The sequence below is a fragment of the Chitinibacter sp. FCG-7 genome (assembly GCF_040047665.1).
Classification (GTDB): Bacteria; Pseudomonadota; Gammaproteobacteria; order Burkholderiales; family Chitinibacteraceae; genus Chitinibacter; species Chitinibacter mangrovi.
The window spans coordinates 121,910-134,848 of record NZ_CP157355.1 but is presented as its reverse complement, the minus strand read 5'-3'; the positions used below and the strand labels follow the sequence as shown (position 1 = coordinate 134,848).

Genomic DNA, 12,939 nt, shown 5'->3' with positions numbered 1-12,939 from the left:
AAACCTAATGAGTATCCAACGTCTTTTTTTTGCGTTAATGGTTTCATTTGGCTTGTCACAAGTCGCTTTGGCAGATACTCGTATCGGTTTTGTGGATACACAGCGGATTTTGCGTGAAGCGGCCCCCGCAGTTCGTGCATCAAAGAAACTGGAAAAGGAGTTCGAGCCTCGTCGCATTGAGTTGCAGCGAGTTTCTGTGCAAGGCAAAGCTTTGCAGCAATTGCTTGATAAAGGCTCTCTTTCTGAAGGCGAGCGCAGGTCAAAAGAACGTGAGCTATTAAAACTCAATCAAGATTTTCAACGAATTCAGCGTGAAATTAATGAAGATTTGAACTCCAGAAGAAATGAAGAATTATCAGGACTGCAGGACCGCGTGAATATTGCTATTCGCAATATTGCAGAACAGGAAAAATTCGACGTCATTTTGCAAGATGCGGTTTATCGAAATCCTAAATTGGATATTACCGATAAGGTGTTGCGTCAGCTGGTGGATAAATAATGTCAGGGAAAAAAATCAGCTTACTTGAGTTGGCAGAACAGTTCTCTGCCGTTTTGGTCGGTGAAAATCAGCTGATTCATGATGTTTCATCATTGAAATCGGCGCATGTGGGTGATATTTGTTATCTCGCCAATGCAAAGTTGGCCAGTAGCTTGCTTGAGAGCTCGTGCTCTGCCGTAATTGTTAAATGCGCAGATGGATTACCTGACACAAAGTCGTATCTGGTTTGTAATGACCCAGCCTTGGTTTTTGCCCGAGTTTCGAATTTATTTCATCCTCTTCCCAAGTCAAATGGCTCAATCCATGCCAGCGCGGTGATTGCCGAGTCTGTCGTCCTTGGCCAAGATGTAGAGATCGGTCCTCATGTTGTGATTGAGGAGAGTGTACGGATTGCTGATGGCGTGCAACTCAAAGCGGGTGTGTTTGTTGGGCGCGAATCAATAATAGGTGCGCATTCGATTATTATGCCCAATGTGGTGATTTATTCAGAGTCAGAGATTGGGCAAAACTGCGTGATTCATGCAGGTGCAGTGATCGGTTCTGATGGTTTTGGCAACGCTTGGGCAGGTGACCACTGGGAGCGAATTCCGCAAATTGGCCGCGTTATTATTGGTGATTGCGTTGAAATTGGAGCAAACACCACAATTGATCGTGGCGCTCTGGACGATACGGTTATTGAATCAGGTGTTCGTTTGGATAACCAGATTCAAATTGCGCACAATGTGAAAGTGGGCAGGCACACTGCGATTGCTGCTTGCACGGGGATTGCGGGCTCTGCAGCAATTGGTGAAAATTGCTTGATTGGCGGCGGAGTGTTGATTGGTGGGCATCTCTCGATCACTGATAGAGTGACCTTGCTTGCTGCCAGTGCAGTGCCATCTTCGATTGAAGAAAGTGGTGTTTATGCATCCGGAGTACCAATAGTGCCGCATAATACTTGGCTTAAAAATATGGTTCATTTGCGAAAACTGGATCAATTAGCTAAGCGCATTAAATACCTAGAAAAATGTATCGAACAACAGATAGAACAGGGAGAAAGTTGTGACACCAATTGAAATTGTAGAAATTATGGAGCATTTACCACATCGCTATCCATTCCTGTTGGTTGACCGCGTACTTGAGTTGGAAGCTGGAAAATCAGTAAAGGCAATCAAGAATGTATCAATGAATGAGCCATTTTTTCAGGGGCATTTCCCCGGCTACCCTGTGATGCCCGGCGTATTGATTCTGGAGGCTTTGGCACAGGCGGCTGGTGTACTAACGTTTAAGAGTATTAATCCACCACCATCAAAAAATACTATTTTGTTCTATGCCGGAATTGATAATGCCCGATTCAAGCGGCAAGTTGTTCCAGGTGACCAGCTAATTTTGACGGCTGAAATTACAGCGTCAAAACGTGGCATCTGGAAGTATTCGGCAAAGGCCTATGTCGGAGATGAATTGGCTTGTGAAGCCGATTTGATGTGTGCCCAGCGCGAAGTTTGACAGGAATTTACTGATGGCAAATATTCACCCTAGTGCGATTATCGATCCAAAAGCTGTTTTAGCCGAGGATGTCAGTGTCGGGCCATTTTCGATTATTGGTCCGAAGGTGCAAATTGACGCCGGGACTGTGATTGATTCGCATTGTGTGATTACTGGCAATACAAAAATCGGCAAAAATAACCGGTTTTATCCTTACTGCGCGATTGGCTGTGACCCTCAGGATAAAAAGTATGCGAATGAACCAACTCTGCTTGAGATTGGTCATGGCAATACTTTTTTTCATAATGTCACTGTATCAACAGGCACTGCACAAGATAACGGTATAACCCGTGTTGGCGATGATAACTGGATTATGGCCTACGCGCATATTGCGCATGACTGTGTGTTGGGTAACCATGTTATTCTGGCTAATAGTGCCACTTTGGCAGGTCATGTCACGGTAGGTGATTATGCCATTCTGGGTGGTTTAACTGCGGTGCACCAATTTTGCACAATTGGTGAGCATGCAATGGCTGGGGGCGGTTCAATTATCGTTCAAGATTTACCGCCATTTGTGATGTGCGAAGGAAACAGGGCGATTGCTCGCGGGTTTAATGCCGAAGGAATGAAGCGTCGAGGTTTTAATGAGCAAGATATCAAAGCGGTTAAATCAGCTTATCGATTGTTGTATCGTTCTGGTATTTCCTACGATGACGCCGTTGCTCAAATTCAAGAGCAAGCACAATCAAATGTAGCCTTGATGGCCTTTGTTCGGTTTTTCGCTCTCTCTACCCGTGGCATTGTTCGCTAATTGCTAATGTCGGAATTCAATTTTAATCCCTCTTCTTGGCCAAAAATTGCAATCGTAGCTGGCGAAGCATCCGGAGATTTACTCGGATCTTCATTAATTGCAGAACTAAAGGCAAGATTTCCCACCGCTGAGTTTATTGGCGTTGCAGGTCCTAAAATGCTGGCGGCTGGCGCTAAAACAATCGAGCCGATGGAAACGCTTTCAGTCGGAGGAATTGTGGAAGTCATCAAGCATCTTCCCGGCTTATTGCGTTTGCGTGCCCGGTTAGTGGATAGTTGCAAAGCCAGTAAACCGGATTTGTTCATTGGTATCGATGCCCCTGATTTCAATCTTGGTTTGGCGCGAAAAATCAAACGGATGGGGGTTCCTACCGTTCATTACGTTAGCCCGTCTATTTGGGCCTGGCGTCCTGAGCGCATCAAAAAAATCAAGGCGGCCGTTAATCATATCCTGCTTATTCTGCCGTTTGAGAAGGCGATTTATGAGCAGGCTGGCGTTCCTGCAACTTATGTTGGGCATCCATTAGCTGATCAAATGCCTGTGCAGAGTAATGCTGCCCAAACCCGGGAAATCCTGAATATTGCCCAGAATGCACAAGTGCTTGCTGTGTTGCCGGGCAGTCGCCAGCGTGAAGTTCAGGCTCTTGCCCCCTTGTTTATTGAAACCAGCAGCAAACTTGAGCAGCAGTACCCAGGGCTGGTTTTTCTTGTGCCTTTCATTACTCGCGAGACGCGCCAGATTTTTGAGCAGGAAATCTGGCGGCAAGGCGCGCAGCATTTGAATTGGCGTTTAATGTTTGGTCATTCGCATGATGCCATGACAGCTTCAGATGTCGTTCTGCTGGCCTCGGGAACGGCTGCTTTGGAGTCGATGCTGGCAAAACGTCCGACAGTAGTGGCATATCGTGTTTCCGATATGACGTACCGAATCGTTAAACGCAAATATTTGCTGCCTTACGTCAGTCTGCCCAATATTATTAGCAAGCAGTTCTTGGTCCCTGAATTTCTGCAGGCCGATGCAAATAGTGAAAACCTGGCGTTGAGCATCAGTAATTATTTATCTGATAATGCACTGCGAAGCAAAATTGCCGATAAATTTACCGACTTGCACCTGAGTATGCGCTGCTCGGCCAGTGAGCGTGCTGCAACTGCAATCCAGAGCCTTTTGCAGAAGAGAGTGTAGTGATGCATGTTTGCGGCGTTGATGAGGCGGGCCGTGGCCCTTTGGCTGGTTCTGTTTTTGCTGCGGCAGTAATTTTGCCTGAGCATTGGGTGTGTGAAGGATTAACAGATTCAAAAAAACTAAGTGCAAGCAAGCGCGAGCAACTGGCCATCAGCATCAAACGGGACGCGATTGCCTGGTGTGTCGCGTCGGCTTCGGTGGAAGAAATTGACCGGCTTAATATTTTGCAGGCAACTATGTTGGCGATGCAGCGCGCGATAGCAGGTTTGTCAGTCGCTGCCGATCAGGCTTTGATTGATGGTAATCGTATACCCCAGCTGGATATTCCTGCTCAGGCCATTGTTCAGGGCGACGCAAAAGTGCTGCAAATATCTGCGGCTTCAGTATTGGCAAAGGTTGCCAAAGATGCCGAAGCGCAAGTGTTGGAAGTCCAATATCCAGGCTACGGATTTGCACAGCACAAAGGTTATGGCACGGCTTTGCATTTGGCTAATTTGAAAGCCCTAGGGGCAACGGCGTGTCATCGGACATCGTTTGCACCGGTTCGTGCAGCATTAATGCAAACAACTTTGTTCTAGCCGGATTTTTGTTGTCTGTCGATTACGCAAACACTAAGATGATTTGTGTCTTCAATTTTGCATACTATTTGCAACCAATAAAGGGCGCGGACTAATGTTCGTATTACTCGGTTATGTTTTCATGTGTACCTGCATTTTGGGGGCATACGCATGGCATGGTGGTCACCTAGGCGTGTTATGGCAGCCTTCTGAAATTGTCATCATCTTCGGTGGCGCCATTGGCGGTATGATTGCGGCACAAGGCGGCAAGGGGATGAAGGCTTTTACAAAGGCCTTGCCTAGTATTTTCAAAGGCTCCGCATATACCAAGCCCTTTTATATGGACTTATTTGCCTGCTTGTTTGAATTGCTGGCCAAGGTTCGCAAGGAAGGCTTGATGTCGATTGAAGGGGATGTTGAAGACCCTCATGCCAGCCCGATTTTTTCCAAGTATCCCAAAATTTCCCATGATCATCATGTCACAGAATTTATCTGCGATTATTTGCGCCTGATGGTGGGTGGTAATTTAAACGCGTTTGAGATTGAAAATCTGATGGATGTTGAAATTGACACCCATCACCATGAGGCAGAAGGGCCTGCCTCCGCAATGGCCAAGCTTGCAGATGGTCTGCCCGCATTTGGTATTGTGGCTGCTGTAATGGGCGTTGTGCATGTAATGGGGTCTTTGCATTTGCCGCCATCCGAGCTTGGCAAACTGATTGGTGCTGCTCTGGTAGGTACATTTATGGGTATCTGGCTGGCCTATGGTTTTGTCGGGCCTTTGGCAACGGTACTGGAAACCAAAAATGCCGAAATGCATCAGGTCTTGCAGACCATTAAAGTTACCTTGCTTGCCAGCCTGAATGGCTATGCGCCGCAAGTGGCCGTTGAATTTGGCCGGAAAGCGTTGTCGTCAACCGAGCGGCCATCGTTTAAAGAGCTGGAAGATTTTGTCAAAAATGCGAAAGGCAAGTAAGTAAGCCAAGCAACATTACCTGCATGATGGATGAATAATGAGCGACGATTCCCAGCGCCCCATAGTCGTTAAAAAAATCAAGAAAGGCGGGCATGGCCACCACGGTGGCGCATGGAAGATTGCCTATGCCGACTTTGTAACGGCAATGATGGCCTTTTTTCTATTGATGTGGCTGCTGGGCTCGGTGTCGAAAGGCAATTTAAAAGGTGTTTCCGATTATTTTTCCAATCCGGTCAAAATTGCCAATGCAGGCGGTTCTGGTGCGGGTGAATCCGATACGGTTATTCAGGGTGGTGGTAACGATCTGACAAAAGAATCTGGTCAAGTCAAAAAAGGTGATCCCCCAACCCAGACCGAAGCCGCCAAAGATAAGCGCCGCCTCTCGGCGCTCAAGCAGAAGTTTGAAGCCTTGATGGATAATAAAATCAAGGAAAACTCAACGCTGGCCAAATATAAAAATCAGCTCAAACTGGATATGGTCGCCGAAGGGCTGCGAATCCAGATCGTCGATGAACAGAATCGCCCGATGTTCAAATCGGGCAGTTCCGAGCTGGAAGACTTCGCGCATGGCATTTTGCAAGAAATTGCCCAGCTGCTTAATGAAGTGCCGAATGCCGTTTCGCTCTCGGGGCATACTGACAGTAGTAAATTTGCTGGTGGAGCCGCGGGGTTTACCAATTGGGAGCTCTCTTCCGAGCGGGCGAATGCTTCACGGCGCGAACTGATTTTAGGCGGGCTGGATCCGGGCAAGATTTTGCGGGTCAATGGTTTTGGCGATGTTATTCCGCTCGATAAAGACAATATCTACAACCCAATCAATCGCCGAATCAGCATTGTAGTGCTCAATAAAGAAGCTGAAACAGATATACGCGAGCAAGCTGGCGAGCAAGAGGCCCAGCCTGTAGAGCCTGCGCCTGCTCCAGCTGAATAAGTGCGCCAACAGAATAAGTGCAGTCCCATGTTTGCCAAACCCGCCCGTTTGTTCTTGCTGATTCAAGCAGTCGCTGTCATCCCTTTGTTGGCGGGTCTGTATTTTCAATGGCCCTTACCGATTTCAATCGGCCTGGCAGCGGTGGCCGCTTTTACGCTGGCGCGCGTTTGGCATGAGGAAGCCTGGTGGCCGTGGATTCATCTGGCTTTTTTACCTGCTGTATTTATCACCACGCAATTGCAGATTGATAGTTACTGGTTTTTGCTCGCTTTTATTTTGACCTGGTTGATCTTCGGCCGGATTTCAGCGTCCAGAGTGCCCTTGTTTTTATCCGAGCAGCAAGCGTTGGAAGCACTGGCGCAGATCATCCCGCCCGGGCAGCGCTTTCTCGATGTAGGAGCAGGGACCGGCCGGGTGCTGGCGTATCTGGCGCAGCATAGGCCGGATTTGCAATTATCTGGCGTCGAAATGGCACTGCTGCCCTGGCTGATGGGGCGATGCACGTTGGGTTCGCGTATTGGCTGGCTGCGTGCCGATTACCAGACGCTTGATTTTGCCGACTACGATTGCATTTACGCCTATCTCTCGCCTGCAGCAATGCCGGATTTATGGCGCAAGGCCAGGGCCGAAATGAAAGAAGGCGCGATTTTGATCAGCAATAGTTTTGCGATCGATGAGCAAGAACCCACGCAAACCCTACCATTGCACGACTGGAAAAACGGGAAGTTACTGATATGGCAGATGTAGCCACCGGATATCAAGCCTGGCTGAACAAGCCCTTGCCGATTTTGCAGGCCTCGCGCAACCAGATCATCCATATGGTGCGCCGTGCGGACAAGATTAAACCGGCTGAAATCGCCGAAGTGGTATTGCAAGATCCTTTGCTGGCCGCCCAGTTGCTGCGCACGGTCAATCATCGGAATAAAACGGCGCTGACCGCCGATATTGCGGCGATTGAAAGCGCTATTTTGCTCATTGGCGTTGTCCCGTTTCTCGATCGCTTTGCCAGGCATGCCACGGTCGAAAGTGTCATGCTGCCTGCTTTGCAGCAGGAATATTCGCAACTGCTAAAGTGGGTTTTTCAGGCCCGGGTTCAGCGCAAGCTGGCGCATGAATTGGCCACCCAGCGCTATGACTCCAAAGTGGATGTGGTGCAGATTGCGGCCTTGCTCCAGCCCTTGCAGCAAATTTTGCCCTTGCTGGCGCGTGCGCCAGCCATAGGAATTGCGGGTACAGGCATTAATGTTAGCCAGCTCTTGCAGGCCTGGCAGTACCCGGTGGCTGTTACCGAATTGCTGGGCATTATGGCCGAGCCAACGCCGCGCTACGCTTTGCATAAAGCCTTGCTTGCTGCGGTAGAGCTACTTGAGCAGGGCTGGTGGCAGCCGCAATTACACAGCCATTTGCAGACCATGGCATTGATTCTGGGGCAGGAAGTCGGCGATGTCTGGCGCACCTTGACCAAATATTTATTGCGCCTGACCCGGCAACTGGGCGAGCAGGGGCCTTTTTTCAGCCCGGCGCGCTGGTTGGTGATGCAGCCTGGCGACTGGCCTGTTCCGGTGGTGAAAAAAGCGGCTTCTGCAGTGGCCGAGCCAGAAGAAGTGGAAAAAGACATCCTAGTTGAAAGAATGCAGGCGCTGCATTTGGCAGGTATTCAGGGCGCACCCACCAATCAGGTGATGTCGCTGACGATCAAGGCCATTGCCGACGGGCTGGGCATGCAGCGTATTGTCTTTGCCCTGTTTATGGCCGGTGAAAATACCTTGCGCTCGCGCTATGTGCAGGGCCGCGATACCGATGCACTGCGCAAAATGGTGATTTCGCTGCAGGAGATGCATCTCTTTACCCGCTTGTTGCAAAAGCCCAGCAGCATCTGGCTGAATGCAGGTAATGCCGCGCAATACCGGCCACTCTTACCCAGCGAGTTTCGCGAGCAGGTATTGGCCGATGGCTTTTGCGCGATGTCGATTTTTGTCGCCGACAAACCGCTGGGTATTCTGTACGCCGATCCGGGCAGCACAGGTCAGGTTTCCGACTATCAATATCAGCATTTCAAGCAAATCAGCACCCTCACCAGCCGCGCTTTGGCGCATAATGCCCGCCATCATAAATAAGCCTGCCTAGCTCTAGCTTCGTAGATCGTACCAAGGTACTTTCAATACTGGGTCTAGAAGCGGTGGCGCTAGGCCAGCTTATTTGCACATCGGATTACCGCACATCGGGCACTATGGAAACACTCACTTCTTCGCAAAATTCTCAATACAAACTCGCACTGAAACTCAGCCAGTCCCGGCGCGAACGCAGCAAATCCGGGCTGACTTTGCTTGATGGCGCGCATTTGCTGGCAGCCTGGCTCGACGCTGGTCAGGCGCTGCAAACGGTGTTTGTGACCGCCGCTGGCGCGCAAAAACCGGAAATCACCACACTACTATCGCGCTGTGAATCTCAAGGTGTCAAATGTCTTGTACTGGCTGATGCGCTGTTTGAATCCTTAAGCGAATTGCCCAGCCACAGTGGCATTCTGGCGCTGGTGGCCATACCCGCGCAGCAAGTGCCACGGCACGATGGCCTGTGCCTCTTGCTCGACGGGGTGCAAGACCCCGGCAATGTCGGCGCCATTTTGCGTACCGCCCATGCCGCAGGCGTTGATCAGGTCTGGTTGTCGGCCGCTTGCGCCGATATCTGGTCGCCCAAAGTGCTGCGCGCGGGCATGGGGGCGCAGGTGGTTTTGCCCTGTATTGAAAACGCCGATTTGCCCACGCTGGCGCAGCAATTTCGCGGCAAGATTGCGGCCAGCCTGCTTGATGAGGCGGCGCAGGATTTATACGCCAGCGATTTGCGGGGCGATCTGGCGCTGGTTATGGGCTCGGAAGGTCTTGGTGTTTCGCCGCAGATGGCGCAGCTGGCCGACACTAAAATCCTGATTCCGATGCAGGTGGGGATCGAGTCGCTCAATGTGGGGCACGCCGCAGCGATCTGTCTTTACGAAATCGTGCGCCAACGGCGCTGATATTTTTTCTGTTGGGTATATGTTTGTAGGCTAATTATCAATTGTTCTTTGAGGCAATACCCTGTTGGATATTGTGCAGCGGCGGGTTGCTGAGAGTCTTCACATTGCTGCGTGCATGGCGCTCGCCAAACAGCCGTACGCAGGCATATACCCAATAGGCCAGCAGCACATTCATCCCGTCAGCCCGGCACGCCTGTAGCAGCAATTGATCGGCCGGCCGGCGAAAACGCTGGCGATCCAGATGGCCCTCGCGCATCAGCTGATACAGCGCGTCGTGCAGCAATGAAGCCCGCATAATGCTGGGCAAGTCAGGCATAGGCCCGCTCGCCCCGTCCCAAGCGTAGCGCTCGGCCAGACGCAGCCTGCCATCGCAACTAAGGCAAATAAAGGGCGATTCAATCGGCTGCGGCAACGGCCAGCCCAGATCAAATTCGCAAGGCTGCGCCAGAGTGTAGTGATAATGGCGGCGCGGCTGGTAATAAATCGCTGTCATCCCGGATTACGCCACATTGCGTTCGGCAATCGCTTCATGCCAGTAGTTGATATTGCTCTCGGTAATCGCCTGATAATCATTGATCAGGCTTTGCAGTGCGTCCTCTTCAATGCGCTGCAGATCCGCCGACAGATACACCAGCCGGTCACGCAATCCCTTAAGCCGCAAGTGAATCGCATTATTGCGCATCCAGTATTCTTCTATATTCAAAAAGCTGGCAATCCCGCCCAGCAAAGTCATGATCGCGCCCAGTACCAGCGCAATATTTTTGGCATACGGCAGCAAAATCGCCGCATCTAGCCCCAGCACCACCGTGGACGCCGCCGCCAGCGCCAGCATGGAAAACTTCAGTACATAAGTCGTGCGCTTAAGACGCCGACTTTTTCGCTCCGAATAGCTCTGGTGCTTGAGAATTTTTGACAATAAAAACCGCACCCGCATATCGGGATGCTGCTGCTGGATATTCAGAGTAATGTCGCGATCCATCATCGTTCAGGCGTACGGGAAAACCGCATCATACCAGCCTGCTAGGTGTGAGGATGGTTACGCGCCGATGTCGTCTCATGTGCGCAACTTGTCAGAAAGTATGGGGTTGCCTAGCACTGCATTGGCGACGCGGAACGGCCGCCCTTGCAGTGCTTGTTGTTCTCATTACTGATAACTCAGTTCTCCCGCCTTACCCCAGAACACCCGATACGAATAAATCGTGTAGCCGATGATGGTGGGGAGTACCAGTGCTGCGCCAAAGAACATGATCTGTAATGCCTCGGTGCTGCTGGCAGCTTGCCAGATGGTGAGCTGGTCAATCACCAAATGCGGGAAGATGCTGTAGACCAAGCCAAAGAACGACAGCAGCACAATGCTGACGGTGGCGGCGAAGGGGATCCAGCAGAAGTTATCATTGCCGTTGCGCTGACGTTGCGCAAGTTTCGGCAGCGAATAGGCGATCACGCCAAATAGCGCGGCGCTCATGATCGGCACGGGCGCGAGTAGGAAGACATTGGGCAGAGAAAACCACAAATCAAATACGCGTGGGCTGACCCACGGTGTGGCAATCGACACTAGCACCGCCGCCAAGGCAGCAAACCACACGCTGCGTTGTGCCCAGACGACTGCGCGTTGTTGCAGCGCGCCGGTCGATTTCATAATCAGCCAGCTCGCGCCGATCAGCGCATACGCAGCGACCAAGCTCGCACCCACCAGCAGCGCAAAGCCCCACGCGCCCCAGCCGGGAGCGAAGCCGGTGAGGTAACGCCCCAGCATCACGCCTTGCGAAACAGTCGCCAGTAGCGAGCCGACAAAAAAGAGTCGATTCCACAGTGGCTGGTGATGCGCTTGCGCTTTGACGCGAAAATCAAACGCCACGCCGCGCAAAATCAGCCCCAGCAGCATCAGCGCCACCGGCAGATAGAGCGCCGTGAGAATCACGCCATGCGCCATTGGAAAAGCCACCAGCAGCAGGCCGACGCCGAGCACCAGCCAGGTCTCGTTGGCATCCCAGAAGGGGCCAATGGCGGCGATCATTTTGTCTTTTTCGTGGGTATTGCTCTCTAGCTCAAGCAAAATGCCGACGCCAAGGTCATACCCGTCGAGGATGACATAGGCGAACATCGAGATCACCATTAGCGCGGCAAAAATTACGGGTAGCCAGTAGGCCAGATCAATGGTTGTTAGCATGATTAATGCTCCCCAGCTGGCTGGCCAGCTTTTTTGGCTAGATAAAAGACGACCGAGATATAGGACGCCAGCAAGAATACATACAGCGCCAGATACATCAGCAAGGTGCTTAGCACCATACCGCTGGGCACACTGGATATTGCATCGGCGGTTTTCAGCACACCTTGCACCAGCCACGGCTGGCGGCCGATTTCGGTGACATACCAACCGGCCACGGTGGCAATCCAGCCGCTAAAGGTCATGCCGATCAGCAGTTTGCCCACCAGTGGCTGTGGTTCGCCATTGCGACGTATCTGCCACGCGGCCAGCCAGCTCGCCAGCAGCATCAACATACCCACCCCCACCATTACGCGGAAGGCCCAGAATACTTTGGCGACGGGCGGGTGCTCGGCAAACTCGTTCAGCCCTTTGATTTCGCCCTCCAGTTCGTGCGTCAGAATCAGGCTGGCGACTTTGGGAATGCTGATGGCGTAGTCATTGCTGCGCGTATCGCTATTGGGCAGTGCAAACAGCAGCAGCGGCGCGCCGCGCTCGGTTTCCCATACACCTTCAATGGCCGCCAGTTTGGCAGGCTGATGTTGCAGAGTGTTCAAGCCATGCATATCGCCAACCAAGATTTGCAGCGGAATCAGCGTGGCGGCCAGAAAAACGCCGGTTTTCAGCGCCGCCTGCACGCCTGCCTGGCGCTGGCCTTTGAGCCATTGAAACGCCGAGATGCCGGCAATCAGAAACGCTACGGTCAGGCCAGAGGCGAGTAGCATATGCGTGAGGCGATACGGCATAGACGGGTTGAAAATCACCGCCAGCCAGCTGGTAACGTGCGCCTGGCCATTGATCATTTCAAAGCCGGTTGGCGTTTGCATCCAGGAATTGAGCACAATAATCCAGAATGCCGACAGCGTCGTGCCGCCAGCGACCAGCACGGTGGCCAGTGTGTGCATCCGGTTGCTCACCTTTTTCTGGCCGAACAGCATAATGCCAAGAAAGGTCGCCTCAAGGAAAAACGCGGTCAGCACTTCATAGGCCAAGAGCGGCCCGGCAATATTGCCCACCGTTTTCATATAGCCGGGCCAGTTGGTTCCGAACTGAAAACTCATCGTAATGCCGCTGACCACGCCCAGCGCAAAGGTCAGCGCAAAAATTTTCACCCAGAAGCCATACGCTGCCATCCATTTCTCGTCACCCGTGGCGTTAAAGCGCAGCTTGAAAAACAGCAGCACCCAGCCCATGGCAATGCTGATGGTCGGGAATAAAATATGAAAGGTGATATTGGCGGCAAACTGAATGCGCGCCAGCACGACAGGGTCAAGTAGGGTTAAAGCATCGGGCGACATGA

Annotated in this window: 15 protein-coding genes; 11 read left to right on the top strand and 4 right to left on the bottom strand. The window is 51.6% G+C overall.

The genetic code is table 11. The features are described from left to right. The first annotated feature begins 7 nt into the window (after positions 1 to 7). The 11 genes from ABHF33_RS00650 (at position 8) to ABHF33_RS00600 (ending at position 9,433) form a co-directional block, all read left to right on the top strand. Positions 8 to 499: an OmpH family outer membrane protein gene (locus ABHF33_RS00650; protein ID WP_348945155.1), complete on the top strand. Its 492-nt coding sequence runs from the start codon at positions 8 to 10 to the stop codon at positions 497 to 499. Then, positions 499 to 1,554 carry a UDP-3-O-(3-hydroxymyristoyl)glucosamine N-acyltransferase gene (gene lpxD / locus ABHF33_RS00645; RefSeq protein ID WP_348945154.1) on the top strand — a complete coding sequence of 352 codons (1,056 nt, stop codon included), beginning with the start codon at positions 499 to 501 and terminating at the stop codon, positions 1,552 to 1,554. The genes ABHF33_RS00650 and lpxD overlap by 1 nt, the downstream gene beginning before the upstream one ends. Before the next feature lie 13 nt (positions 1,555 to 1,567). Then, entirely contained in the window at positions 1,568 to 1,984 is a 417-nt protein-coding gene (gene fabZ / locus ABHF33_RS00640) for a 3-hydroxyacyl-ACP dehydratase FabZ (protein ID WP_348946582.1), read from the top strand. 13 nt (positions 1,985 to 1,997) lie between these two features. Continuing rightward, positions 1,998 to 2,774 carry an acyl-ACP--UDP-N-acetylglucosamine O-acyltransferase gene (lpxA, locus tag ABHF33_RS00635; RefSeq protein ID WP_348945153.1) on the top strand — a complete coding sequence of 259 codons (777 nt, stop codon included), beginning with the start codon at positions 1,998 to 2,000 and terminating at the stop codon, positions 2,772 to 2,774. 6 nt (positions 2,775 to 2,780) lie between these two features. Beyond that, on the top strand, positions 2,781 to 3,956 hold the full coding sequence (gene lpxB / locus ABHF33_RS00630; RefSeq protein WP_348945152.1) for a lipid-A-disaccharide synthase: 1,176 nt from the start codon (positions 2,781 to 2,783) through the stop codon (positions 3,954 to 3,956). Between the two features lie 2 nt (positions 3,957 to 3,958). Further along, complete coding sequence (rnhB, locus tag ABHF33_RS00625) at positions 3,959 to 4,534, top strand: ribonuclease HII (RefSeq protein ID WP_348946581.1); 576 nt, start codon at positions 3,959 to 3,961, stop codon at positions 4,532 to 4,534. Between the two features lie 94 nt (positions 4,535 to 4,628). Beyond that, complete coding sequence (gene motA / locus ABHF33_RS00620) at positions 4,629 to 5,489, top strand: flagellar motor stator protein MotA (RefSeq protein WP_348945151.1); 861 nt, start codon at positions 4,629 to 4,631, stop codon at positions 5,487 to 5,489. Positions 5,490 to 5,526: 37 nt separating this feature from the next. Next, entirely contained in the window at positions 5,527 to 6,420 is an 894-nt protein-coding gene (gene motB, locus ABHF33_RS00615; protein WP_348945150.1) for a flagellar motor protein MotB, read from the top strand. A gap of 27 nt (positions 6,421 to 6,447) precedes the next feature. Further along, complete coding sequence (locus ABHF33_RS00610; RefSeq protein WP_348945149.1) at positions 6,448 to 7,167, top strand: class I SAM-dependent methyltransferase; 720 nt, start codon at positions 6,448 to 6,450, stop codon at positions 7,165 to 7,167. Then, entirely contained in the window at positions 7,155 to 8,537 is a 1,383-nt protein-coding gene (locus ABHF33_RS00605; RefSeq protein ID WP_348945148.1) for an HDOD domain-containing protein, read from the top strand. Before ABHF33_RS00610 ends, ABHF33_RS00605 begins: the two co-directional genes overlap by 13 nt. A gap of 113 nt (positions 8,538 to 8,650) precedes the next feature. Then, positions 8,651 to 9,433, top strand: a complete 783-nt coding sequence (locus ABHF33_RS00600; protein WP_348945147.1) for a TrmH family RNA methyltransferase — start codon at positions 8,651 to 8,653, stop codon at positions 9,431 to 9,433. Positions 9,434 to 9,470: 37 nt separating this feature from the next. On the opposite strand, the gene ABHF33_RS00595 is transcribed toward ABHF33_RS00600, so the two are convergent. The 4 genes from ABHF33_RS00595 to ABHF33_RS00580 all read right to left on the bottom strand — a co-directional run bounded on the left by ABHF33_RS00595 (position 9,471) and on the right by ABHF33_RS00580 (position 12,937). After that, a complete protein-coding gene (locus ABHF33_RS00595; protein WP_348945146.1) occupies positions 9,471 to 9,926 on the bottom strand; it encodes a hypothetical protein in 456 nt (151 codons plus the stop codon). A gap of 6 nt (positions 9,927 to 9,932) precedes the next feature. Next, complete coding sequence (locus ABHF33_RS00590) at positions 9,933 to 10,415, bottom strand: DUF4231 domain-containing protein (protein WP_348945145.1); 483 nt, start codon at positions 10,413 to 10,415, stop codon at positions 9,933 to 9,935. A 162-nt stretch (positions 10,416 to 10,577) separates the two neighbouring features. After that, the gene (locus tag ABHF33_RS00585) at positions 10,578 to 11,603 is read right to left on the bottom strand and encodes a cytochrome d ubiquinol oxidase subunit II (protein ID WP_348945144.1); all 1,026 of its coding nucleotides are present in this window, start codon (positions 11,601 to 11,603) and stop codon (positions 10,578 to 10,580) included. Between the two features lie 2 nt (positions 11,604 to 11,605). Next, positions 11,606 to 12,937 carry a cytochrome ubiquinol oxidase subunit I gene (locus ABHF33_RS00580; protein WP_348945143.1) on the bottom strand — a complete coding sequence of 444 codons (1,332 nt, stop codon included), beginning with the start codon at positions 12,935 to 12,937 and terminating at the stop codon, positions 11,606 to 11,608. Positions 12,938 to 12,939 lie beyond the last annotated feature (2 nt).

What these genes read in the sequence shown, in the direction of transcription:
- lpxB (WP_348945152.1), top strand. Translation starts at nt 2,781, where the DNA reads ATGTCGGAATTCAATTTTAATCCCTCTTCTTGGCCAAAAATTGCAATC.
- motB (WP_348945150.1), top strand. Translation starts at nt 5,527, where the DNA reads ATGAGCGACGATTCCCAGCGCCCCATAGTCGTTAAAAAAATCAAGAAA.
- ABHF33_RS00605 (WP_348945148.1), top strand. Translation starts at nt 7,155, where the DNA reads ATGGCAGATGTAGCCACCGGATATCAAGCCTGGCTGAACAAGCCCTTG.
- ABHF33_RS00595 (WP_348945146.1), bottom strand. Translation starts at nt 9,926, where the DNA reads ATGACAGCGATTTATTACCAGCCGCGCCGCCATTATCACTACACTCTG.
- motA (WP_348945151.1), top strand. Translation starts at nt 4,629, where the DNA reads ATGTTCGTATTACTCGGTTATGTTTTCATGTGTACCTGCATTTTGGGG.
- ABHF33_RS00610 (WP_348945149.1), top strand. Translation starts at nt 6,448, where the DNA reads ATGTTTGCCAAACCCGCCCGTTTGTTCTTGCTGATTCAAGCAGTCGCT.
- ABHF33_RS00650 (WP_348945155.1), top strand. Translation starts at nt 8, where the DNA reads ATGAGTATCCAACGTCTTTTTTTTGCGTTAATGGTTTCATTTGGCTTG.
- ABHF33_RS00590 (WP_348945145.1), bottom strand. Translation starts at nt 10,415, where the DNA reads ATGATGGATCGCGACATTACTCTGAATATCCAGCAGCAGCATCCCGAT.
- rnhB (WP_348946581.1), top strand. Translation starts at nt 3,959, where the DNA reads ATGCATGTTTGCGGCGTTGATGAGGCGGGCCGTGGCCCTTTGGCTGGT.
- lpxD (WP_348945154.1), top strand. Translation starts at nt 499, where the DNA reads ATGTCAGGGAAAAAAATCAGCTTACTTGAGTTGGCAGAACAGTTCTCT.
- ABHF33_RS00600 (WP_348945147.1), top strand. Translation starts at nt 8,651, where the DNA reads ATGGAAACACTCACTTCTTCGCAAAATTCTCAATACAAACTCGCACTG.
- ABHF33_RS00580 (WP_348945143.1), bottom strand. Translation starts at nt 12,937, where the DNA reads ATGTCGCCCGATGCTTTAACCCTACTTGACCCTGTCGTGCTGGCGCGC.
- ABHF33_RS00585 (WP_348945144.1), bottom strand. Translation starts at nt 11,603, where the DNA reads ATGCTAACAACCATTGATCTGGCCTACTGGCTACCCGTAATTTTTGCC.
- lpxA (WP_348945153.1), top strand. Translation starts at nt 1,998, where the DNA reads ATGGCAAATATTCACCCTAGTGCGATTATCGATCCAAAAGCTGTTTTA.
- fabZ (WP_348946582.1), top strand. Translation starts at nt 1,568, where the DNA reads ATGGAGCATTTACCACATCGCTATCCATTCCTGTTGGTTGACCGCGTA.